Raw genomic sequence first — 21,310 nt, 5'->3', positions numbered from 1 at the left:
TCGTCGCCCCGGTCGATCGCTCACTCGGCGGTGGCGGCGGCCAGCGCCTCGGCCTTCTTGGCCTTCTCGGCGGCGCGCTCCTGGGCCTTCTTGCCCGGCAGGGCGGCCTGCGGGTTGTTGCGGGCTTCGCGCTTCATCAGGCCGGCGGTGTCGAGGAAGCGGGCGACGCGATCGGTCGGCTGAGCGCCGACGGACAGCCAATGGGTGATGCGCTCGGCGACCAGAGACACGCGATCGGCCGAATCCTTGGCCAGCATCGGGTTGTAGGTGCCGACCTTCTCGATGAAGCGGCCGTCGCGGGGCGAACGCGCGTCGGCGACGACGATGCGATAGACCGGGCGCTTCTTGGAGCCACCACGGGCGAGACGGATCTTGAGCGACATGGCTCTTCCTTTCTTGTGATCTTCGACTGTTCGTGTGACCCGAACCGAGGTTCGGGGAATTCCGAAACCTTCCACCCCGCCTCCCGCTCCGAGCGACGCTCGCGAGTGGATCGGCGGGAGAAACTCACTTCTTCCTGAACCCCGGAGGCAGCGGGCCCTTGGGCAGTCCCATGCCCGGAAGCCCCATGCCCTTCGGCAGCGTCGGCAGACCGCCGCCCATCCCTCCGAGGCCACCGGGCGGCAGCTGCGGCATCTGGCCGGACTTGGCCATCGCCTCGAGTTCCGCCGGATCGACCTGCGGCATGCCGCCGCCGAGCAGGGAGCCCAGCCCGCCGAACATGCCGCCCTTCTTCTTGCCCATGGCCTTCATCATGTCGGCCATCTGGCGATGCATCTTGAGGAGCTTGTTGACGTCCTCGACCCGGGTGCCGGAGCCGGCCGCGACGCGGCGCTTGCGGCTGGCGGCGAGGAGTTCGGGCTTGCGGCGCTCCTTAGGCGTCATCGAGCGGATGATCGCCACCTGACGGTCGAACACCTTCTCGTCGAGACCGTCGAGCTGGCCCTTCATCTTGCCCATGCCGGGCAGCATCCCCATGATGCCCTTCATGCCGCCGAGCTTCTTCATCTGCCCGAGCTGGTCGGCGAGATCGTCGAGGTCGAACTGACCCTTCTTCATCTTGGCGGCCATGTCGGCCGCCTTCTTCATGTCGATCTCTTGCGCGGCCTTCTCGACCAGGGCGACGATGTCGCCCATGCCGAGGATGCGGCCGGCGATGCGGGCGGGATCGAAATCCTCGAGCGCATCGGCCTTTTCGCCGACGCCGACCAGCTTGATCGGCTTGCCGGTGACCGCGCGCATGGAGAGCGCGGCGCCGCCGCGGCCGTCGCCGTCCATGCGGGTCAGCACGATGCCGGTGATGCCGACGCGCTGATCGAAGGACTTGGCGAGATTGACCGCGTCCTGGCCGGTGAGGCTGTCGGCGACCAGCAGGATCTCGTGCGGCCGGGCGATCTTCTTGATCTCGGCCATCTCGAGCATCAGCGGCTCGTCGATGTGGGTACGGCCGGCGGTGTCGAGCACGACCACGTCGTAACCGCCGAGACGGGCGGCCATCTCGGCGCGCTCGGCGATCTGGGTCGGGGTCTGGCCGGCGACGATCGGCAGCGTGTCGACGCCGATCTGCTCGCCGAGGACGCGCAGCTGCTCCTGCGCCGCCGGACGGCGAGTGTCGAGCGAGGCGAGCAGCACCTTGACCTTGTTGCGCTCGGTCAGCCGCTTGCCGATCTTGGCCGAGGTCGTCGTCTTACCCGAGCCCTGGAGGCCGACCATCATGATCGCGACCGGGGCCGGCGCGTGCAGATCGATCGGCTTGGCTTCCGAGCCCAGCGTCTCCACGAGCACGTCGTGGACGATCTTGATGACCTGCTGGCCGGGGGTCACCGAACGCAGCACCTCGTGGCCGATCGCCCGGTTGCGCACCTTGTCGGTGAAGGACTTCACCACGTCGAGGGCGACGTCCGCCTCGATCAGGGCGCGACGCACCTCGCGCATCGCCTCGCCCACGTCGGCCTCGGAGAGGGCGCCGCGGCGGGTGAGCTTGTCCAGAATGCCGGAAAGGCGTTCGGAGAGGGTGTCGAACATGAGACCTCGGATCCCGGTTTCGTGTCCTCGCCCCCTTCGAGCGATCCCCCAAGCGGAAACGCGCCCGCGGGCGCATCGCGCTGGCGGACGGTGACCTCCGAGGTCTTGACGGTATGCCTCGGTCGGCGGATCGACGACGGAGTCGACGAGAATGGCGCGACGGTTACCCGCCGCCGCGCCGAGAGTCAAGGTCCGCGCCGATTTTCGCGCGCGACGCGGCGCCTCCGCCCGCGCCGGGACGCCGGTCGCGACGGGACGCGCCCCGGCGCCTCGCTCGTCACTTCACGAAGACGTAGACGTCCACCACCACCCGGTCCTCCGGCGAGGCGAGCGCGTCCCCGTCGTATTGCTCGAGAATGGTCTTGGCCTCGACGCCGCGCTTGGCCAATTCGTCGTCGATCCGACCGTAGACCTCCTCGAGGTCGTCGAGCGGCCCGTTGTGACGGAACCGGAGCGCCTTGCCCCCCGGCGATTGGCCGGCCTTCACCCCCTTGGGCAACTTGCCCTTGGGCGGCGCGGAGACCGGCAGCATCGCGCGGAAGCCGACGTCGTCGCTGTCGCTCTCGATATATTCCACCAGCGGCGCGCCGGGCTCGGCGATGCCGAGCTTCTTCGCCGCCTGAGCCAGGGTGGCGAAGACCGAGCCGAGCTTCTCCTCGGCCTGATCCCACGTGGTGACCCCGGTCACGAACAGAACCGGGCGAGGCGTCATCTCGACCTCCTCGGTGGTCGGCCCCGTCTCGGTCGCCTCGGGCGCGGGAGCCGGCGCCGGCGCGGCCGGCGGTTCGGCGAGCGGGACGACCCGCTGCGCCGGAGCAGGGGCGGGACCAGGAGCCGGCGTCGCGGTGGGAGCCTCGGGCTTCGGCACGGCGGCCGGGGGAGCCACCGGAGTGGCGGCCGGCGGTTCGGCCGGAGCGGCGGCCGGGGGCGCCGTCGGGGCGGGCGCAGCCGGAGCCGGCGCGGACGCGGCGGGGTCCGCCGGCGCGGGGGCATCCGGCTTCGGCTCGGCCGGTTTCGCTTCGCTCTCGGCGGGGGCGGAGACCGGCGGCTCGGTCGGTTTCGGCGCCGACGAGGCCTGCGTCTTCGGCGTTTCCGGCACGAACACCGGGCTCGGGGCGATCGGCGCGGGCACAGCCACCGGCGGCGGGCCGGGCGGCACCACCATCGGCGCCGGGACGACGGGCGGCTGCGTCACCATCGGCGGACCGCTCACCTGCGGCACCAGCACCGGCGCCGGGGCGACCGGCTGGGTGCCGATCGGCGGTTGACGCTCGATGGCGAGCGTCGGCGCGCCCGCCGTCTGTGCCACGGCCGCGCCGGCCACCGCCAGCATCGCGAGGCCCGAGGCCGCGCTCGTCAGTCCCATCCGCAGGTCGAACCGCATGGCTCTCGTCTCCACCGATCGCGGGGCGCGCGGCCCCGAATCGTCCGTTCGCCCGCACCATGGCACGCCGCCGCCGCCTTCGCGAGATCGTCGAGGCCCGGCGCGACGCCGCGTCAGCGGAAACCGATCGGGCGCGGCGCCGCCTCCACCCACGGGTGCTTCGGCCCGACCGCGCAGATCCGCTGCACGATCTTGGCATTGCGCGTCATGGTGAGATCGGCCGGCAGTTCGCCCTGCTCGAAGGCGATCACCACGAGACCCTCGATCAGCGCCGGCGAGAGCAGCTCGTTCGGCTCCAGGAGGAAGGCCGGCTTCGACGGCTTGCCGTGCCGGCCCTGCCCGCGCGCGAAGGTCTCGTAGAGCAGCATCCCGTCCTCGGCGACGAGATCACGCAACACCGGAAACAGCGGCCGGAAGAGATAGTTGGTGACGATCACCCCGGCGAAGCGGCGCCCCTGGAGCGGCAGCGCGAGGCCGCCCTCCGCCTCGATGTCGTGCGCGACGATCTCGACGCCCGCCTCGCCCGCGAGATCGGCGAGGCCGGAGACGTCGCGATCGAGGCCGACGACCGGGTGGCCGAGCGCCAGCGCCCGCCTCAGATGCCGGCCGGCGCCGCAGGCGACGTCGATCACCGTCCCGCCCGGGGTCGCGCCGATCAGATGCCGCTCGATCCAATCGGAGGCCCGACCGTGTCCATGCGGGTTCACCGCGCCGGTTTCCGCGCTCTTCGCCTCGTTCATCGCTCGCCTCGCACTGGTCTTTTCACCGGAGTTTCGCCATATGTGGAGGATCGGCGACGGGCCATGCCCGCCGCCCGGTCGCGCATGCGTCGCGGCCGCCTCGAAGTTCTGGAGCGACCATGACCACCGCGATCCCCTTTCGCAAGATGAACGGGCTCGGCAACGACTTCCTCGTCTTCGACGCCCGCGCCGGCGCGCCGCGCCTGACGCCGGAGGAGATCGCTCGTCTCGCCGATCGCAGGACCGGCATCGGCTTCGACCAGATGATCACCATCGAGCGCTCCCCCGCCGGCGCCGACGCCTTCATGCGCATCGACAACGCCGACGGCGGCGAGGTCTCCGCCTGCGGCAACGCCACCCGCTGCGTCGGCTGGGTGCTGATGCGCGAGGCCGCCAAGGACGCGGTCACCATCGAGACCCGCGCCGGCCTCCTCCATGCCGCCGACGCCGGCGCGCCGGAGATGGTCACGGTCGACATGGGCGCGCCGCGCCTGAAGTGGGACGAGATCCCGCTCGCCGAACCCTTCGCCGACACCCGCGCCATCGAGCTGCAGATCGGCCCGATCGACGCGCCGATCCTCCATTCGCCCTCGGCGGTGTCGATGGGCAATCCGCACGCGATCTTCTGGGTCGACGACGTCGAGGCCTACGACCTCGAGACCATCGGCCCGATGCTCGAGAATCACCCGATCTTCCCCGAACGCGCCAACATCTCGCTCGCCCACGTGACGAGCCCGGAAAGCCTGACGCTGAAGGTCTGGGAACGCGGCGCCGGCATCACCCGCGCCTGCGGCACCGGCGCCTGCGCCGCCGCGGTGGCGAGCGCCCGCACCCGCCGCACCGGCCGCCGCGTCCGCGTGACGCTGCCCGGCGGCGATCTCCTCATCCATTGGCGCGAGGAGGACGACCACGTCATGATGACCGGCCCGATCGAGACCGAGTTCGAGGGCGTCATCGATCGCGACACCCTGACGTGGCGGCGGAACGAACCGACGCGAGGAGCGGCCGAGTGAGCGTCGAACTGGTCACGCTCGGGTGTCGGCTGAACACGGCGGAATCGGAGACCATGCGCGAGCAGGCCCGCGCCGCCGGTCTCGACGACGTCGTGATCGTCAACACCTGCGCCGTCACCGCCGAGGCGGTGCGTCAGGCCCGCCAGACCATCCGCCGCACCCGCCGTGAACGTCCCGACGCCCGCATCGTCGTCACCGGCTGCGCCGCTCAAGTTCAGCCCGAGACCTTCGCCGGCATGAGCGAGGTCGATCTGGTGCTCGGCAACGACGCCAAGCTCGAGGCCGCCTCCTGGGGCGCGCTCGCCGACTTCGGCATCGACGCGACCGAGAAGGTCCGGGTCAACGACATCTTCGCGGTCCGCGAAACCGCCGGCCACATGGTCCAGGGTTTCGAGGAGCACACCCGCGCCTTCGTCCAGGTCCAGAACGGCTGCGACCACCGCTGCACCTTCTGCATCATCCCCTATGGGCGCGGCAATTCGCGCTCGGTGCCGGCCGGCGCCGTGGTCGACCAGATCCGGGGACTGACCGAGCGCGGCTACAGGGAAGTGGTGCTGACCGGCGTCGACATCACCTCCTGGGGGCACGACCTGCCGGGCGCGCCGCGGCTCGGTCGCCTCGTCGGCGCACTGCTCGACCAGGTCCCCGCGCTCGAGCGCCTGCGCATCTCCTCGATCGATTCGGTCGAGGCCGACGACGAGCTGATCGAGCACATCGGCGCCGAGCCGCGCCTGATGCCCCATCTCCATCTCTCGCTGCAGTCGGGCGACGACCTGATCCTGAAGCGCATGAAGCGGCGCCATTCGCGTGCAGATTCGGTCCGGTTCTGCGCCGATCTCCTCGCCCGCCGCCCCGATCTCGTCTTCGGCGCCGATCTCATCGCCGGTTTCCCGACCGAGACCGAGGCGATGTTCGAGAACACGGCGCGGCTCGTCGAGGACTGCGGCCTGACCTTCACCCACGTCTTCCCCTTCTCCGCCCGCCCCGGCACCCCGGCCGCGCGCATGCCGCAGCTCGACAAGGCGGTGATCAAGGATCGCGCCGCCCGCCTGCGCGCCGCCGGCGAGGCGGCGCTGGCGAAGGCCCTCGACGCCGAGATCGGCCGTACCGCCTCGGTCCTGATCGAGAAGGCCGACTTCGGCCACACCGAACGCTTCTTCCCCGTCCGCGTCGACGCCGCCGGGGTCTCCAATCTGCCCATCGGCGACATCGTCGCCGCCCGCGTCACCGGCCATGCGGACGGTGTGCTGCGGGCCGTGGCCCTCCCCTCCGGCGAAGCGAAGGCATGACATGAGCGAACCCGAGAAACGCGGTCTGTTCGGCCGTCTGTTCGGCAAGGCCGGCAAGCCCGCGGAGCCCGTCGCCGAACCCCCCGTCCCGGTCGCCGAGGCGACCAGCCCCGAACCGACCCCGGTCGACACGGTCGCCGAACCGTCCGTCATCCCCGACGCGCCGGCCGAGCCCCCGCTCGAGCCCGCCGTCGCGGCCGAGGGTCCCGCCCCGGTCGAAATCGAAGTCGAGCCCGAACCCGAGACCGAGGCGCCGAGCGAGGCCTCCTCGTCGCTGGAGATCACCCCGGCGGTGGCCGTCGACCTCACGCCGCCGACCCAGGTGAAGACCTCGTGGTGGCAGAAGCTGAAGTCCGGCCTCGGCCGCACCTCCTCGGCGCTGACCTCCGGCATCGGCGCCATCTTCACCAAGCGCCGCCTCGACGACGACACGCTGGAAGAGCTCGAGGACATCCTGATCCAGGCCGACCTCGGTCTCGCCACCGCCACCCGGATCACCGAGGCGCTGCGCAAGGATCGCTTCGACAAGGAGATCACCGACGACGAGGTCCGCGCGGTCCTGGCAGCCGAGATCGAGAAGGTTCTCTTGCCGGTGGCCAAGCCCCTCGAGATCGCGGGCACCGCCAAGCCGCACGTGGTGCTCGTCGTCGGCGTCAACGGCTCCGGCAAGACCACCACCATCGGCAAACTGTCGATGAAGCTCGCCCGCGAGGGCCGCAAGGTGACGCTCGCCGCCGGCGACACCTTCCGCGCCGCCGCGATCGAACAGCTGAAGATCTGGGGCGCCCGCACCGGCGCCACCGTGGTCGCCCGCGAGCCCGGGGCGGACGCCGCCGGTCTCGCCTTCGACGCTCTGGTGACCGGCCGCGAAAACGGCTCCGACGTGGTGGTGATCGATACGGCCGGCCGCCTCCAGAACCGCGCCGAGCTGATGGCCGAGCTCGAGAAGATCATCCGCGTGATCAAGAAGCAGGATCCGACCGCGCCCCATGACGTGATCCTGACGCTCGATGCCACCACCGGCCAGAACGCGGTCAATCAGGTCGAGATCTTCGGCAAGGTCGCCGGCGTCACCGGCCTCGTCATGACCAAGCTCGACGGCACCGCGCGCGGCGGCATCCTGGTGGCGGTCGCCGAGAAATTCGGCCTGCCGGTCCATTTCATCGGCGTCGGCGAGGGCGTCGAGGATCTCGAACCCTTCGACGCCAAGGACTTCGCCCGCGCCGTCGCCGGCCTCGAGCGCTGAGGTCGAGAAACGGCCCGCGTCTCTCGGGAACGCATGAAGTTCGGACGCTCACGGCCTCTCGCGGAGGTCCTTCACGCCGAGGTGCGAGCGCGAGCGAGCCTCGAAGCACGAAGGACCGAGTGGCACCGGGCCGGCGAGGCGACTCGCCCTTCGAGGCCCGACCTTCGGCCGGGCACCTCAGGGCGAAGCCGAGCGATGCGGAAAACGCCGGAGCGTCATCGCGTCGGGGCTCGGTCCTCCTTGTAGCCGAGCGGCGGGATGCCCTGTTCGGCGCCGTAGTATCTGTAGGGCAGGAACTTGCCCGACAGGGTGACCCGGACCCGATCGCCCTTGGGATCGGGCTGGCGCTCGAAATCGAAGTCGAAGTCGATCGCCGACATGATGCCGTCGCCGAACTCCTCCTCGATCAGCGCCTTCCGGGCCGGACCGTTGACCATGATCAGCTCGTAGAAGCGATAGATCAGCGGGTCGGTCGGCGGCATGACGATGCCCTCGCCGCGCATCGGCACCTCGTTGAGCATCGCCTCTTCCGCTGCCGAAAGGCCGAACAGCGCCGCCGCCTTGGCCGCCAGCGGCTTCACCAACTTCCTCTGTCCGAGCAACGCGCCGACGATCGGAGCCGGCCACATGCCGCCGATCTCGCCGGTGACGTGGGCCCAGGATCATCCCTTCTCACGCTTGATGTCGAGGATCTTCTCGGTGAGGTCCGAACGCTTCATCGGTCGTCGTCTCCGGCCGGGATGGTGGGAACGGGCGCATCCCTGACCCGACCGACGCGTCGTTCCGATCGGATCGCTCCCTCGCCGGCGCTCCCGGCGCCGCAAGCCGCATGCCATCGCCGAACCACCGCATCCCCGGCCCCTGGGACCGAACCCGCCCAGAGAGGCGCGCCCGCCGCTTGCGCGTCTGCCGTCGAAGCGGGCACAGGACCGGCGATGGGATCAATCGATCTCGCGCGCCGCCTCGGGCAGCAGGATCGGAACCCCGTCGCGGATCGGATAGGCGAGCTTCGCCGAATGCGAGATCAACTCCTGCGCCTCGCGATCGTATTCGAGCCGCCCCTTGGAAATCGGACACACCAGGAGTTCGAGCAGCTTGGGATCGAGCCGCCCCCGACGGCGATCCTCGGTCACCGGAACGTCCACCATCGCGCCTCTCCTTCGGGTCTCATACCAAGCTCATGAAATTCGGACGTGTCCGAATTTCGTGAGCGTTGCGGCCTGACCGGCCGACGCCCGTTCGGGCTTGCCTTCGCCCACGACGTTTCGAATGGATCGAAACCTCGTGAGCTCGGTCTCACTGCAACGGTCCGTTCGGCGTGCCCTCGCCGCCGAGCGAACGCTCGGTGATGGCGATCAACAGCGCCGCCCGTTCCTCGAGGCTCCGCGCCTCGAGCAGCGCCTGCTTCTCGCGCGGCCCGCACGGCGACATCATCGCCAGACCGTCGACCAGCGCCTCGTTGCCGGCCTCCTCGAAGCCGGACCGATCGAGCTGCGGCGCGTGCACCTCGAGCCACGCCGAGAGCGTCTTCAGAACCGCCGCCCGATCGACCGCCACCTCGCCGCGCCCCGCCTCGAAGTCGGTCGCGAAGGGCGCGGCGTCGATCTGACAGAGCCGATAGGGCGTCGTCGTCGCCAGTTCCTCCACCACCCGGAACCGGGCGATGCCGGTCAGCCCGATGGTCAGCCGCCCATCGCCGGTCTCGCCGAACTGGGTGAGCCGGCCGACGCAGCCGACCCGCTCCAGCGGCGGCCGCGACGGGATCATCGGATGGGGCGTGTCGAGACGCGGCTGGATCATGCCGATCAGGCGATCGCCGGACAGCACCGCCTCGATCATCGCCAGATAGCGCGGCTCGAAGACGTTGAGCGGCAACACCCGGCGCGGCAGCAGCAGCACCCCGGCGAGCGGGAACACCGGCACCACCGCCGGCAGGTCGCCCGGCCCGTCGTAGACCTCGTTGCCGGCCCGCGTCATGCGTCCGCCCTCATGAGAACAGCGCGGAGGAGAGACGGCGGCGGCCGTAGAGCGTCGCCGGGTCCTTGTTGCCCCAGGCCTCGAAATAGGTGAGCAGCTGCTTGCGGGCGCCGTCGTCGTTCCAGGCGCGGTCGCGGCGGAAGATCTCGATCAGCTGATCGGCGGCCTCCTGCTTGTGATCCTTGGCGGCGAGCGCCAGAGCGAGGTCGAACCGGGCCTGATGATCGTTGGGATCGCGGGTGATCCGCGCCTCGAGCTCGACCACGTCGGAGAGATCGGCGCTCTGCTGCGCCAGCGCCATGCGCGCCTTGAGCGCCGCCACGCGCGGATCGGCCGCCGACGCCGCCGGCACCGAGGCGAGCAGTTCCTCCGCCTCCTTGAACTCGCCCGCGCTCACGCAGACGTCGGCGAGCCCGAGGATCGCCGCGAGATTCTGCGGCTCGGCCTGCAGCACCGCCGCGAAATGCTGCGACGCCGTCTGGAGATCGCCCGCCGCCAACGCCGCCTCGCCCTCGGCGATCAGCGCCTCGACCGGCGAGGGCGCCCCACCGGCGGTGATCTTGTCGATGAAGGTCTTGATCTGGCTCTCCGGCAGCGCGCCCATGAAGCCGTCGACCGGCTGGCCGCCCTTGAAGGCGATCACGGCCGGGATCGAGCGGATGCCCATCTGACCGGCCACTTCCGGGTGGTGGTCGATGTTCATCTTGACCAGCTTCACCTTGCCCTTGGCGGCGCGGACCACCTTCTCGATCGCCGGGGCGAGCTGCTTGCACGGCCCGCACCATTCCGCCCAGAAGTCGACCAGCACCGGCACCGTCGCCGAGGCCTCGATGACGTCCTTCATGAAGTCGCGGGTGGTGGTCTCGCGCACCAGATCGTCGCCGCCGCCGGCCGGCGCGGCCGGCTGGGCCGGCTTGGAGGGGCTGAGGCCGGGAGAGAAGGTGAAGGTGGGGCCGGTCATGATCGTCTTTCTTCGCTCTGGTCGGCGGACCGCCGCTCGGGCTCGCGAAACGGGCCGGCGGCGCGCGCGGGGGATCGTGTCTCCCCCAAGATGGGATGAACGGCGGCGTTCCGCAATCGCCGAGACCACCGTCGGCGGGTCGATCTCAGGGTTCGAACACGACCTTTCCGTTCGAGACGGCGACGATCAACGGCGGATGGCCGGTCGCTTCGAGGAAACGGACGAAGTCCTCGCGCCGGATCGAGGTGGTCGCGGTGTTCTCCAGCGGATGGAAGTTGAGAATCTCGTGCTCCATCATCGCCGCGTCGATCACCACCGTGACCCGGCCCTCGGTGTCGTTGACGATCCCGAACGGCGTCACCGAGCCCGGCGTCACCCCGACCAGATCGAGGAGCAGTTCCGGCTTGCCGAAGGTGACCCGGCCCGAGGCGCCGATCACGCCGGAGATCGCCTTCAGATCGATCGCCGCGTCGCCTTCCGCCGTCACCAGGAAGATCCGGCCCTTCTTGTCCTTGAGGAACAGGTTCTTCGAATGGGCGCCGGGGATCACCGCCTTGACCGATCGGCTCTCCGCCACCGTGAAGACGGCCTCGTGATCCCGGGTCGTCGTGGCGATGCCGAGATCGGCGAGGCGAGCGAGAAGTTCGGCGCGGGTGATCGGCATGACGGAATCCGAAGCGAGGCGAGGGCCGGCCGAACCTTAAGGGACCGCGCCCCGGCGAGGCAACCCGGCCCGCGCGGGTGAAGAAACCCCGCGAACCCCTCGATCGCGCTCGACCCGCGACGCCGGCGCCGTCCCTCCCCCTCGACCGCCCCGCCGACCGGCCTCCGAGGCGGCTCCTGCAAAAACTTCAGTTTTTTTGTTCATCTCATTGGAGAACATCATGTTTTTTCGTGAGACGCCTGTGGACAACCCGCCGCGACGCACATCTTCGAAAAATCGGGCTTGCAGAAAGGAAAAAGCTGGGGCATAGAGGCGCCCGTCCGGCGGCGACGCCGGCACATACCCAGGATGCGGGAGTAGCTCAGGGGTAGAGCACAACCTTGCCAAGGTTGGGGTCGAGGGTTCGAATCCCTTCTCCCGCTCCAATTTCCCTCGAAATTCGAGGGACTTGCAAAACGGCCGCCTTCGGGCGGCCTTTTTGTTTTCGGACGCCCGTCCGCCTCGCCTCACATCGGAGGCGCCGCTCGGGCCTCGATCGGCGGAGCGGCCGGGCCGTCCGGTGCCAGGGCGGGCTTCGGGCGCAGCGCCGAGACGATCAGGCCGGCCTGCCCGAGCCACCACGCCGCCCCCGCCCAGACCATCGCCCGCGACGAATCGTCGAGAAAGAGCGCCGCCGTCCGCGCCACCGCCGCCGCCAGGAAGGCGGTGCAGGCGAAGTCCGCGATCCGGTCGATCCGCAGCGCGCGGCCGCCGTGGCGCCGCACCACGCTCGCCTGGACCGCCCCGCACATCAGGCCGAGCACGCCGGCCCCCCAGGCATGGAGCCCCGCGTCGGCGAAACGAACATCGTCGAGGAGCCCGGCGAGCGCCGTGAGGGCGAAGCCGAACGGCAGGAAGGCATAGCCGAGATGGAGCGCGAGAAAGCTCGGCCGCGCCAGGGTCGTCACCCCCGACCATCCGGCGAGCCGCAGGGCATGGACCACCGAAGCCAGCGTCAGCGCCGCGACCGTCGCCGGCGCGTTCGGGTCGCCCCCCCAGGCCACCACCGCGACGAGCGTCGAGAGCCCCACCGCCGTCTCCAATCCGGGCGGCCGCCACAGATCCGGCTCGGCGCCCCTGCTCTTGCCGAGATGGCGCGTCAGCGCCGGCGTCACCCGCCCGCCGACCAGCGTGGCGATCGAGAGCGCGGCGCCGAGACCCAGGCGCTCGCCCCTGTCGACCGGCAGGCGATCGAGCGAGACGAGCAGGTCGACCACCGCGAGCGCCGTCAGGATCACCGGCACCAGAGCGTCGCGCCGATCCCCGGCGCGCGCGATCCGCATTCCCGCCGTGACCGCCAGCGCCGCCGGAAAGACGGCGGAGAGACCACGCACGGCGACGAGCGCGCTCCCGTCCTCGACCGTAAAGGGCAGCTGACCGATCCGCCCCGCCAGCCAGCAGCCGGCGAGCGCCAGCACCGTGGCCGGCGTGACCGGCGGAGATCCCGTCCAGCGTGGCAGAGCGGTCAGCAGCACCCCGGCGAAGGCGGCCGCGAAGCAGCCGAACACCATTTCATGGGCATGCCACGGCCCGAGCGGCACCCCGTCGAAGGGCGCCGGCAGACCGAGACGCGACACCAGCACGCCCCCCACCACCGCGATCCCGCCGAGCCCCGCCAGCGTGAAGAACAGGCGATGGGGCGGCAGGCGCGCCGCGACCGGGGTCGTCATGGGGCCGGTCCCTCGCCGAGCCAGGCGGTCGGCTCCGGCAGATCGGGCACGCGCAGGAGCGCGAGCGCCCGCCGCGCGATCTGATCGACGATGTCGTCGACCGTCGCCGGGCGCAGATAGAAGGCCGGCACCGGCGGCGCGACCACCGCGCCATATTCGGTGACCGCCGCCATCGCCCGCAGATGACCGAGATGGAGCGGCGATTCCCGCGCGATCAGGACGAGCGGCCGCCGCTCCTTGAGATGGACGTCGGCGGCGCGCACGAGGAGATCGTCGGCGAGCGAGGCGGCGATCGCCCCGACCGCCCGCATCGAGCAGGGCGCGACGATCATGCCCTCGGTGGCGAAGGACCCGCTGGCGATCGCCGCCCCGATGTCGCCGATCGGATGACGGCGATGGACCAGCCGCTCGAGCCGGTCGAGGGCATCGGCGCCGACCTCCTCGCGCAGCGTCCTCTCGCCGGCGGCGGTGACGACGAGATGTACCTCGGCGCCCGCGAGAAGCTCGGCGAGACGCAGGCCGATCGCCGCGCCGGAGGCGCCGGTGAGCCCGAGGACGATGCGCGGACGCCGGTTCATCGGCTCTCTCCTCCCAAGCCGAGACGCGACCACAGCGCGTCGACCCGCGCGACCACCTCCGCGTCGGGCGCCAGCACCCGGCCCCATTCGCGGTCGGTCTCGCTGCCGATCTTGGTGGTCGCGTCGAGCCCCATCTTGCCGCCGAGGCCGGTCTTGGGCGAGGCGAAGTCGAGATAGTCGATCGGCGTGTTGTCGACCAACATCGTGTCGCGCGAACTGTCGGAGCGCGTCGAGATCGCCCAGATCACGTCGGTCCAGTCGCGCACGTCGATGTCGCGATCGACCACGATCACGAATTTGGTATAGGCGAACTGCGGCAGCATCGACCACAGCCCCATCATCACGCGCCGCGCCTGACCGGGATAGCTCTTGTCGATCGAAACCACCGCGACCCGGTAGGAACAGGCCTCCGGCGGCAGCCAGAAATCGACCACCTCCGGAAACTGCTTCTTCAGAAGCGGCAGGAACAGCCGATTGAACGCCTCGCCGATCCGCGACGGCTCGTCCGGCGGGCGTCCCGTATAGGTCGAGAGCCAGATCGGCGCGCGCCGCGAGGTGATCGCCGTCACGGTCATGACCGGGAACGGCTCGACGGCGTTGTAATAGCCGGTGTGATCGCCGTAGGGCCCCTCCGGCAGGGTCTCGGTCGCCGAGACGAAGCCCTCGAGCACGAATTCGGCCTCCGCCGGCACCCGGAGCGGCACCGTCCGGCAATCGACCAGCCGCGCCCGCTCGCCGCGCAAGAGGCCGGAGAAATGCAGTTCCGACAGCGTCTCCGGCAGCGGCAGCACCGCCGACAGGATCGTCGCGGGATCGGCCCCGATCACCACCGCGATCGGCATGTCGCGCCCCTGTTTCGCCCAGGCGCGGTGATGCGCGGCGCCGCCGCGATGGGCGAGCCAGCGGGCGATCAGCCGATTGCGCCCGGCGACCTGCATCCGATAGACGCCGACGTTGGCGTGCGCCGTCGAGCGATCATCGGGCGGGCCGGTCACGACGAGGCCCCAGGTGACCAGCGGCGCCGGTTCGCCCGGCCAGCACGTCTGGATCGGCAGGCGCGAGAGATCGACCTCCTCGCCGAGGAGAACCCGTTCCTGCACCGGCGCCGAACGGACCCGGCGCGGCCGCGTCTTCAGGGCGGCGACGATCAGCGGCAGCCGGGCGATCGCGTCCTTGAACCCCTCCGGCGGGGCCGGATCGCGCAGCGCCGCCAGTTCGTCGCCGAGCCGCCCGAGCCCGTCCGGCTCGATGCCGAAGCCGCGCGCGACCCGGCGCACCGAGCCGAACAGATTGACCAGACACGGCACCTCGGACATCGACCCGTCCGGCAGGATCGGCTTCTCGAAGAGGAGCGCCGGACCGTCGTCGCGCAACACGCGGCGATGGACCTCGGTCATGTCGAGCACGGTGGAGACCGGCTCGGCGATGCGCGCGAGATCGCCGCGCGCCTCGAGGAAGCCGAGGAAGGACGAGAGGTCGGGAAAGAACGGGTGGTCGCGATGCGGCACGCTGCTGGCCTTCTACGGGAAAGGACCCCTGCACATGTGCCCGGAACGGCGCGGCGATGGATTGATGCCGATCAACGAAAGTCGAAGTTTCTCGTCGCACCCCGTCTCGCCGGCGCCGCGAGCCGCGCCGGTCAGGTGGCGAAGACGCCGTCGAAGTCCTTGAACCCCTTGACCTCGATCGGATTGCCGCTGGGATCGAAGAAGAACATCGTCCGCTGCTCGCCCGGCTCGCCGGGAAAGCGCACCACCGGCGGAATGTCGAAGGCGACGCCCGCCGCCTCGAGCCGCGCGGCGAGCGCGATCCAGTCGTCGAGCCCGAGCACCACGCCGAGATGCGGCATCATCACCATGTGGTCGCCGACTCGCCCGGTCCGGGTGACCGGGAAGGGCGCGCCGAGATGCAGCGAGATCTGGTGGCCGAAGAAGTCGAAATCGACCCAGGTCTCGGTCGAGCGCCCCTCGGCGCAACCGAGCACGCCGCCGTAGAAGGCCCGGGCGGCGTCGAGGTCGGTGACGTGATAGGCGAGATGAAACAGCGACTTCATCGGGGAGGGTCTCCGTCGTTCGGCCCATCTTGGGCCAAACGGAGACGCCTGTCTCCCCCTCCCCGGCGAAGGCTCAGAACGCGGCGGCCGCCGCCTTCGCCGCCGCGAACTCCTCGCCGAGCCGGGCGCAGAGCTCGCCCGCGCTCGGCACGTCGGCGATCGAGCCCACCCCCTGGCCGGCCGACCAGATGTCCTTCCAGACCTTGGCCTCGCCGTCCATGTCGAGCTTGGTGTGGGCCGGCAGGTTCTTCGGATCGAGCCCGGCGGCGATGATCGAGGGCGCCAGGAAGTTGGCGTTCACCCCGCTGATCGCCGAGGTGTAGAGGATGTCGGAGGCGCTGGAGGCGACGATCATCTCCTTGAAGGCGTCCTTCGCCATGCTCTCGGTCGTGGCGATGAAGCGGGTGCCCATATAGGCGAGATCGGCGCCGATCAGCCGCGCCGCCGCGATCTGAGCCCCGGTCGAAATCGCCCCGGCGAGCACGATCGTGCCGCCGAAGAACGAGCGGATCTCCGGCACCAGCGCGAACGGGCTGAGGAGCCCACCGTGGCCGCCCGCCCCGGCGCAGACCGCGATGATGCCGTCGACCCCGGCCTCCGCCGCCTTCTCCGCGTGACGCCGGTTGATCACGTCGTGGAACACCAGCCCGCCGTAGGAATGGACCGCGTCGACCACCTCCTTGACCGCCCCGAGCGAGGTGATCACCAAGGGCACCTTGCGCCGCACGGTGGTCTCGAGATCGGCGGTGAGACGCTTGTTGGAGCCGTGCACGATCAGATTGACCCCGTAGGGCGCATCCGACGGCCGAAGCGCGCCTTCGATCGTGTCGAGCCACGCCTCGTAGCCCTCGCTCGAACGCTGGTTCAGCGCGGGGAAGGTGCCGACCAGCCCGGCCCGGCAGCAGGCGACGACGAGATCGGGCCCGGAGACCAGGAACATCGGCGAGACGATCGCCGGCAGCTTCAGGCGTCCCTCGAATGCGGTCGGCAACGGCATGAATTCCTCCCCCTCGTCTATCCGCTCGGCGGCGGCGTTCGTCCGGCCAGACTGGCATTGCCCGGCCGCAGACGCAATCCTTCTCACCAATACGGAAAGACCCTCACGGGGAAGTTCGCGGCGGTGGCGGGGCATGACCGCCGCCCGCGCCGAGGGGAGACGAAACGAAACCGCCGGCGCTCGGTTTCCCGAACGCCGGCGGCGGAAGATCACGCGAGGAGCGGAGCACGACGAGCGCGCTCCGAAACCTCAGAAGCGGTAGTTGAGGCCGACGCGGCCGTTGTGGCTCTCGCCGATGACCTTGGTGGTGTACGGGCCGAAGTCGTAGCGATCCGACTTCAGGTTGACGTACATGTACTCGGCCTTGAGCGAGATCTTGTCGGTGACGGCGTATTCGACGCCGGCGCCTGCCGCCAGACCGGCGCGGGTGGTCGACTTGTGCAGCACGCCGGCGGGGGCGTTCGCGGTGATGTCGGTGTCGAGACCGCCGACCGCGAGACCGGCCGTCGCGAAGATCAGGGCGCGGTCGAAGGCATAGCCGACGCGCGGACGCACGGTGACGAGCCAGGGCATCTTGGTCTCGGCGCGGGTGCCGCCGAAGACGGCGCTGTCGATGCTGTCGCGCATCGCCGACAGGGCGACGTCCGCCTCGAGACCGGCGACGAAGTTGCCGGCCTGATAGTTGTAGCCGGCGGTCAGACCGCCACCGAAGCCCTTGGGATGGAGCGTGCCGGCGGAGACGCCGCCGCCCATGCCGACACGGTCGTCACCGAAGCCGTACTGGAGGATGGCGCCGGCGTAGAAACCCGACCAGTCGTAGGCACGGGTCTCGACGACCGGAGCGGCGTAGGGAACCTTGCGGGCCATGTCCGCGGCATTGGCCGACGACACGATCGCAGTGGCTCCGACGAGGGTGGCGAGGACAATGGAGAATTTCATCGATGGTACCCCGTTTCGAAGATCGAGCTGATCTGACATGACATAAGAACCAAAAAATAAACATTCCGATAAGATCGGAATGTGGATCCGACACCAAGTCGGTCCCCCTGAGTCTCCTAAACGTCACACCGCGTTGCGAGTTCCATCACGAGACATCGGAGGACGCGGCGCATATGGCGGCAGGAGAATCCGCCCGCATGGCCTCCCGGAAGGGATTCGAACCCCTGACCTACGGTTTAGGAAACCGTTGCTCTATCCTGCTGAGCTACCGGGAGATGCGACGCGGACGCCGGGTCGACCGCGCGCGTGACGACGGCGCGAGGATCGACGCGGGGCGTCGCATAGCATGTTTCGAACGCCGATGCAGCAGGGAAGGTCGAGGGCGAAATGGTCGGATCGAAGCTGTCCCCCCGCGCTCTTACCCGTCTCTCGCTGCCGATCGCCGCGCTCGTCCTCGCCCTGCCCGCGCGCGCCGACGAGACCCTCTGCCTCGACGGTCCGCGCGAGAGCGTCTGGGTCGAGAGCGTCACCAGCGGCGAGGAAGTGCGCCTCGTCGACGGCCGCCGTCTCCGCCTCTCCGGGGTCGAGGTGCCGCGATCCCTCGCCGCCCGCACCGACCCGCGCGCCGCCCGGGCCGTCGCCCTCCGGGCGGAGACCTCGCGGCGCGCCCTCGCCGAGCGCGCCGAGGGACGCGAGCTCTCCCTGCTCGATCTCGGCGAGGATCGCTGGGGACGGCGGCGCGGCCATCTTGTCGACACCGAGTCCGGTCAATGGTTGGAGGGTGATCTCGTCGCCGAGGGTCATCTCCGGGTCGACCCCACCCCCGACGACGCGGTCTGCACGCGCGCCCTCCTCGATCGCGAGGCGGCCGCGCGCGCGGCGAGACGTGGTCTGTGGGACGAAGAGGCCTCACGCCTCAGGCCCGCCGACCGCACCCTGCTCACCGTCGTCGGCGATGTCGCCGTGGCGGTGGGTGACGTCGCGTCGATCGGTCGATCGCACGGACGGACATGGCTGAACTTCGGCGGCGACATCACGCGTGACTTCGCCGTGGTCATGAACGATAACGACCGGAGCCGGTTCGAACGGGCGGGAATCGCCCTCGACCGGCTGCGCGGTCGCCGTGTCGTCGTCCGTGGCGTCGTGCTCCGCAGGGGCGACGCGCCACGCATGGCGATCGACGATCCGGCGGCCTTGGAGCCGACGAAGAGGTGAAGGGTTTGGTTCTGGACGCTGTCGAGATCGGGGAACGTTCTCGGAGACCGCGGCACCTGCCGTGGGCGCGCGCCGTCGCCGTGGCGAGCCTGCTCGCCGCGCTGAGCGGCTGCGGCTCCGTCGGCATGCGCGACCAGATGATCTCCTCGGGCACCCAGCCTGCGCTCACCGCCGGCCTGAACACCGCCAAGTCGGATCCGGAGCACGAGCGCATCGTCGCCTCCTACGGCGGCCTCTACGACGATCCCGCCGCCGCCCAGGCGGTGGCCCGCGCCGTCGGCCGCCTCGTCGCCGCCTCCGACGATCCCTCGCAGAGCTACCGCATCACCATCCTCAATTCGCCGGCGATCAACGCCTTCGCGCTGCCGAGCGGCAATCTCTACGTCACCCGCGGCCTGATCGCGCTGGCCGACGACACCTCCGAGATGGCCGCCGTCATCGCCCACGAGATGGCCCATGTGACGACCCGTCACGCCGCCGCCCGCGCCCGTCGCGCCGAGGCGGCCTCCGAGGTCAATCGCGTCGTCGCCAACGTCATGCAGGATCAGGACGCCCAGCGCCTCGCCCTCGCCTCGACCCAGCTTTCGCTCGCCCGCTTCAGCCAGGTCCAGGAGCTCGAGGCCGACGCCATCGGCATCCGCACCCTGGCGCGCGCCGGCTTCGATCCCTTCGCCTCCTCGCGCTTCCTGTCGTCGATGGCCCGCTTCGCCGATTTCCGCTCTCAGCGCGGCGGCGGCGGCACCTCGCGCAACCCCGATTTCCTGTCGAGCCATCCCTCGACGCCGGAGCGCATCTCCTTCGCCGTCCGGGCGGCGCGCGAGATCGGCGCCCCCGGCATCGGCGAGCAGGAGAAGGACCAGTATCTGCTCGGCCTCGACGGCATGGTCTTCGGCGACGACCCGTCCGAAGGCTTCGTGCGGGGCCGGTCGTTCCTGCACAAGGGCCTGGGCATCCAGTTCTCGGTGCCCTCCGGCTATGTCCTCGAGAACACCACCAAGGCCGTGCTCGGCACCGACGCGACCGGCACCGCCATGCGCTTCGACGGCGTGTCGCTGCCGCCGGAGACCTCGCTGCTCGACTATCTCGGCACCGGCTGGGTCAACGGGCTCGACGCCACCTCGGTGCGCGAGCGCACCATCGGCGACTTCCCCGTCGCCACCGCCACCGCCCGCGCCGACGGCTGGATCTTCCAGATCGGCCTTCTGCGCAAGGGCCGGACGGTGTTCCGCTTCATCTTCGCCGCCCAGGAGGGACAGGCGACGCTCGAGGCCGCGCTCGACGAGACCATGGCGAGCTTCCGCCGGCTGACGCCCGAGGAATCGGCCCGTCTCCGGCCGCTGCATCTGCGCATCTTGCGGGTCAAGCCGGGCGACACCGTCGACCGTCTCGCCGAGCAGATGTCGGGCAGCGAGCGCCGCGTCGAGCTGTTCCGCATCCTCAACGGGCTCGGACCCGCCGATGCGCCCGAGGTCGGCCGCCTCGTCAAGATCGTCTCCGATTCCTGATGCCGGCAGGGGCGCGCGTCGCCGAACCGCCGTCACACGAAGGCGGCGCGGTCCGGCTGACGCGCGAGCAGCGCCGAGCGCAGCTTCTCGAGCGCCCGCGCCTCGATCTGACGCACCCGTTCCTTGGAGATGCCGAGCCTGCGGCCGATCGTCTCCAGCGTCTCGCCGTCGCCGGCCAGACGCCGCTCGCGCACGATCTTCAACTCGCGCTCGTCGAGAACGGTCAGCGCCTCGTCGAGCCAGCGCAGACGCCGCTCGCCGTCGATCGTCGCCCCGACCGCCTCGTCGACGTCGATCTGATCGGCGACCAGCGCGTCCTGGCGCTCGCCGCTCGCCTCGTCGCGATCGTAGAGTGGCGCGTTGAGCGAGGCGTCGGGTCCGGAGAGCCGCGCGCCCATCGCCGCGACGTCGCCGACCGAGACGCCGAGCGTCGCCGCCACCTCGCGGTCGATCGCCGCCTCGCCGATGTTGCCCATCTGCTGGGCGAGACGGGCGCGGATGCGGCGCAGATTGAAGAACAGCGCCTTCTGCGTAGAGGAGGTGCCGCCGCGCACGATCGACCAGTTGCGCAGCACGTAGTCCTGGATCGCCGCGCGGATCCACCACGCCGCATAGGTCGAGAATCGCACCTCGCGTTCGGGCTCGAACCGCGAGGCCGCCTCCAGAAGCCCGATGTGACCCTCCTGGATCAGATCGGCGTTGGACAGGCCGTAACGGCGGAATTTGGCGGCCATCGCGATCACCAGCCGCATGTGCGCGGCGGTCAGACGATGCAACGCCGCCTCGTCGCCCTGCTCGCGCCAGCGCACCGCCAGATCGTGCTCTTCCTCGCGCTCGAGATAGGGCGCGTTCATCGCGGCCCGCACCAGACGACGGCGATCGCTCGCGTGTTCGGCCATGCTGGTCTCCTTCCCCACGGAAGAACGGACCCGATCGGGGCCCTCGGGCCGGCCGGCCGTCCCGGTCGATCCCGACGGCTCTCGCGATCGGTTCCCTCGAACCGTGCTCTACGAAG

At 70.3% G+C, this 21,310-nt stretch carries 20 protein-coding genes, 2 tRNA genes and 1 pseudogene; 6 read left to right on the top strand and 17 right to left on the bottom strand.

Annotated elements, in window-relative coordinates:
- Window positions 1-20 precede the first annotated feature (20 nt).
- The 4 genes from rpsP to J3S89_RS19260 all read right to left on the bottom strand — a co-directional run bounded on the left by rpsP (window position 21) and on the right by J3S89_RS19260 (window position 4,149).
- The gene (rpsP, locus tag J3S89_RS19275) at window positions 21-383 is read right to left on the bottom strand and encodes a 30S ribosomal protein S16 (RefSeq protein WP_217929697.1); all 363 of its coding nucleotides are present in this window, start codon (window positions 381-383) and stop codon (window positions 21-23) included.
- Window positions 384-507: 124 nt separating this feature from the next.
- Window positions 508-2,025: a signal recognition particle protein gene (ffh, locus tag J3S89_RS19270; protein WP_217929695.1), complete on the bottom strand. Its 1,518-nt coding sequence runs from the start codon at window positions 2,023-2,025 to the stop codon at window positions 508-510.
- 277 nt (window positions 2,026-2,302) lie between these two features.
- Complete coding sequence (locus J3S89_RS19265; protein ID WP_217929678.1) at window positions 2,303-3,409, bottom strand: GyrI-like domain-containing protein; 1,107 nt, start codon at window positions 3,407-3,409, stop codon at window positions 2,303-2,305.
- A gap of 113 nt (window positions 3,410-3,522) precedes the next feature.
- Entirely contained in the window at window positions 3,523-4,149 is a 627-nt protein-coding gene (locus J3S89_RS19260; protein WP_217929676.1) for a class I SAM-dependent methyltransferase, read from the bottom strand.
- 119 nt (window positions 4,150-4,268) lie between these two features.
- Between J3S89_RS19260 and dapF the strand changes: the two genes are divergently transcribed.
- From dapF to ftsY, 3 genes are read left to right on the top strand one after another with little or no spacing between them, the layout of a single operon-like run.
- A complete protein-coding gene (gene dapF, locus J3S89_RS19255) occupies window positions 4,269-5,162 on the top strand; it encodes a diaminopimelate epimerase (protein ID WP_230489140.1) in 894 nt (297 codons plus the stop codon).
- Window positions 5,159-6,451 (top strand): tRNA (N(6)-L-threonylcarbamoyladenosine(37)-C(2))-methylthiotransferase MtaB, encoded by a 1,293-nt coding sequence (mtaB, locus tag J3S89_RS19250; protein WP_217929674.1) that lies wholly within the window; start codon window positions 5,159-5,161, stop codon window positions 6,449-6,451. Before dapF ends, mtaB begins: the two co-directional genes overlap by 4 nt.
- A gap of 1 nt (window position 6,452) precedes the next feature.
- Complete coding sequence (gene ftsY / locus J3S89_RS19245; RefSeq protein WP_217929672.1) at window positions 6,453-7,697, top strand: signal recognition particle-docking protein FtsY; 1,245 nt, start codon at window positions 6,453-6,455, stop codon at window positions 7,695-7,697.
- 215 nt (window positions 7,698-7,912) lie between these two features.
- Here the strand turns inward: ftsY and cynS are convergent.
- From cynS to J3S89_RS19220, 5 genes and pseudogenes are all read right to left on the bottom strand, one after another.
- Window positions 7,913-8,416 (bottom strand): annotated as a pseudogene (gene cynS, locus J3S89_RS19240) (cyanase).
- 222 nt (window positions 8,417-8,638) lie between these two features.
- Window positions 8,639-8,845, bottom strand: a complete 207-nt coding sequence (locus J3S89_RS19235; protein ID WP_217929670.1) for a Trm112 family protein — start codon at window positions 8,843-8,845, stop codon at window positions 8,639-8,641.
- A gap of 148 nt (window positions 8,846-8,993) precedes the next feature.
- Window positions 8,994-9,674 carry an LON peptidase substrate-binding domain-containing protein gene (locus J3S89_RS19230; RefSeq protein ID WP_217929668.1) on the bottom strand — a complete coding sequence of 227 codons (681 nt, stop codon included), beginning with the start codon at window positions 9,672-9,674 and terminating at the stop codon, window positions 8,994-8,996.
- Window positions 9,675-9,684: 10 nt separating this feature from the next.
- Complete coding sequence (gene trxA / locus J3S89_RS19225; RefSeq protein WP_217929666.1) at window positions 9,685-10,635, bottom strand: thioredoxin; 951 nt, start codon at window positions 10,633-10,635, stop codon at window positions 9,685-9,687.
- A 145-nt stretch (window positions 10,636-10,780) separates the two neighbouring features.
- Window positions 10,781-11,299 carry a prolyl-tRNA synthetase associated domain-containing protein gene (locus J3S89_RS19220; protein ID WP_217929664.1) on the bottom strand — a complete coding sequence of 173 codons (519 nt, stop codon included), beginning with the start codon at window positions 11,297-11,299 and terminating at the stop codon, window positions 10,781-10,783.
- 350 nt (window positions 11,300-11,649) lie between these two features.
- Between J3S89_RS19220 and J3S89_RS19215 the strand changes: the two genes are divergently transcribed.
- Window positions 11,650-11,724 (top strand) — tRNA-Gly (locus J3S89_RS19215).
- A gap of 81 nt (window positions 11,725-11,805) precedes the next feature.
- On the opposite strand, the gene J3S89_RS19210 is transcribed toward J3S89_RS19215, so the two are convergent.
- From J3S89_RS19210 to J3S89_RS19180, 7 genes are all read right to left on the bottom strand, one after another.
- Window positions 11,806-13,008 (bottom strand): NnrS family protein, encoded by a 1,203-nt coding sequence (locus tag J3S89_RS19210; protein WP_217929661.1) that lies wholly within the window; start codon window positions 13,006-13,008, stop codon window positions 11,806-11,808.
- Complete coding sequence (locus tag J3S89_RS19205; RefSeq protein ID WP_217929659.1) at window positions 13,005-13,586, bottom strand: UbiX family flavin prenyltransferase; 582 nt, start codon at window positions 13,584-13,586, stop codon at window positions 13,005-13,007. The genes J3S89_RS19210 and J3S89_RS19205 overlap by 4 nt, the downstream gene beginning before the upstream one ends.
- A complete protein-coding gene (locus J3S89_RS19200; protein WP_217929657.1) occupies window positions 13,583-15,094 on the bottom strand; it encodes a UbiD family decarboxylase in 1,512 nt (503 codons plus the stop codon). The genes J3S89_RS19205 and J3S89_RS19200 overlap by 4 nt, the downstream gene beginning before the upstream one ends.
- 131 nt (window positions 15,095-15,225) lie before the next feature.
- Window positions 15,226-15,639: a VOC family protein gene (locus tag J3S89_RS19195; protein WP_217929655.1), complete on the bottom strand. Its 414-nt coding sequence runs from the start codon at window positions 15,637-15,639 to the stop codon at window positions 15,226-15,228.
- Between the two features lie 73 nt (window positions 15,640-15,712).
- Window positions 15,713-16,636 carry an NAD(P)H-dependent flavin oxidoreductase gene (locus tag J3S89_RS19190; RefSeq protein WP_217929653.1) on the bottom strand — a complete coding sequence of 308 codons (924 nt, stop codon included), beginning with the start codon at window positions 16,634-16,636 and terminating at the stop codon, window positions 15,713-15,715.
- A 249-nt stretch (window positions 16,637-16,885) separates the two neighbouring features.
- Window positions 16,886-17,575 (bottom strand): outer membrane protein, encoded by a 690-nt coding sequence (locus tag J3S89_RS19185; RefSeq protein ID WP_217929651.1) that lies wholly within the window; start codon window positions 17,573-17,575, stop codon window positions 16,886-16,888.
- 198 nt (window positions 17,576-17,773) lie between these two features.
- A tRNA-Arg gene (locus J3S89_RS19180) sits at window positions 17,774-17,850 on the bottom strand.
- 112 nt (window positions 17,851-17,962) lie between these two features.
- Here J3S89_RS19180 and J3S89_RS19175 point away from each other — a divergent pair.
- Both J3S89_RS19175 and J3S89_RS19170 read left to right on the top strand, forming a co-directional pair.
- Window positions 17,963-18,790 (top strand): hypothetical protein, encoded by an 828-nt coding sequence (locus J3S89_RS19175; protein ID WP_217929649.1) that lies wholly within the window; start codon window positions 17,963-17,965, stop codon window positions 18,788-18,790.
- 80 nt (window positions 18,791-18,870) lie between these two features.
- Window positions 18,871-20,295 carry a M48 family metalloprotease gene (locus J3S89_RS19170; RefSeq protein ID WP_230489139.1) on the top strand — a complete coding sequence of 475 codons (1,425 nt, stop codon included), beginning with the start codon at window positions 18,871-18,873 and terminating at the stop codon, window positions 20,293-20,295.
- A gap of 32 nt (window positions 20,296-20,327) precedes the next feature.
- Here J3S89_RS19170 and J3S89_RS19165 read toward each other — a convergent pair whose 3' ends face one another.
- Window positions 20,328-21,194, bottom strand: coding sequence for an RNA polymerase factor sigma-32 (locus J3S89_RS19165; RefSeq protein ID WP_217929647.1), 867 nt, complete (start codon window positions 21,192-21,194; stop codon window positions 20,328-20,330).
- Between the last annotated feature and the right edge of the window lie 116 nt (window positions 21,195-21,310).

Origin of the sequence: Pinisolibacter aquiterrae (assembly GCF_019160155.1) — a bacterium.
In the GTDB taxonomy this organism is placed as follows: Bacteria; Pseudomonadota; Alphaproteobacteria; order Rhizobiales; family Ancalomicrobiaceae; genus Pinisolibacter; species Pinisolibacter aquiterrae.
Note: the sequence above shows the minus strand (reverse complement) of the source record. Positions and strands in the feature narration are given on the sequence as shown.

Excerpts from the sequence above, each read along its gene's own strand:
- J3S89_RS19235 (WP_217929670.1), bottom strand. The coding sequence starts at position 8,845 with ATGGTGGACGTTCCGGTGACCGAGGATCGCCGTCGGGGGCGGCTCGAT.
- dapF (WP_230489140.1), top strand. The coding sequence starts at position 4,269 with ATGACCACCGCGATCCCCTTTCGCAAGATGAACGGGCTCGGCAACGAC.
- J3S89_RS19175 (WP_217929649.1), top strand. The coding sequence starts at position 17,963 with ATGGTCGGATCGAAGCTGTCCCCCCGCGCTCTTACCCGTCTCTCGCTG.
- ftsY (WP_217929672.1), top strand. The coding sequence starts at position 6,453 with ATGAGCGAACCCGAGAAACGCGGTCTGTTCGGCCGTCTGTTCGGCAAG.
- J3S89_RS19190 (WP_217929653.1), bottom strand. The coding sequence starts at position 16,636 with ATGCCGTTGCCGACCGCATTCGAGGGACGCCTGAAGCTGCCGGCGATC.
- J3S89_RS19210 (WP_217929661.1), bottom strand. The coding sequence starts at position 13,008 with ATGACGACCCCGGTCGCGGCGCGCCTGCCGCCCCATCGCCTGTTCTTC.
- J3S89_RS19165 (WP_217929647.1), bottom strand. The coding sequence starts at position 21,194 with ATGGCCGAACACGCGAGCGATCGCCGTCGTCTGGTGCGGGCCGCGATG.
- J3S89_RS19260 (WP_217929676.1), bottom strand. The coding sequence starts at position 4,149 with ATGAACGAGGCGAAGAGCGCGGAAACCGGCGCGGTGAACCCGCATGGA.
- J3S89_RS19195 (WP_217929655.1), bottom strand. The coding sequence starts at position 15,639 with ATGAAGTCGCTGTTTCATCTCGCCTATCACGTCACCGACCTCGACGCC.
- J3S89_RS19185 (WP_217929651.1), bottom strand. The coding sequence starts at position 17,575 with ATGAAATTCTCCATTGTCCTCGCCACCCTCGTCGGAGCCACTGCGATC.
- J3S89_RS19230 (WP_217929668.1), bottom strand. The coding sequence starts at position 9,674 with ATGACGCGGGCCGGCAACGAGGTCTACGACGGGCCGGGCGACCTGCCG.
- trxA (WP_217929666.1), bottom strand. The coding sequence starts at position 10,635 with ATGACCGGCCCCACCTTCACCTTCTCTCCCGGCCTCAGCCCCTCCAAG.
- J3S89_RS19220 (WP_217929664.1), bottom strand. The coding sequence starts at position 11,299 with ATGCCGATCACCCGCGCCGAACTTCTCGCTCGCCTCGCCGATCTCGGC.
- J3S89_RS19205 (WP_217929659.1), bottom strand. The coding sequence starts at position 13,586 with ATGAACCGGCGTCCGCGCATCGTCCTCGGGCTCACCGGCGCCTCCGGC.
- rpsP (WP_217929697.1), bottom strand. The coding sequence starts at position 383 with ATGTCGCTCAAGATCCGTCTCGCCCGTGGTGGCTCCAAGAAGCGCCCG.
- ffh (WP_217929695.1), bottom strand. The coding sequence starts at position 2,025 with ATGTTCGACACCCTCTCCGAACGCCTTTCCGGCATTCTGGACAAGCTC.
- J3S89_RS19265 (WP_217929678.1), bottom strand. The coding sequence starts at position 3,409 with ATGCGGTTCGACCTGCGGATGGGACTGACGAGCGCGGCCTCGGGCCTC.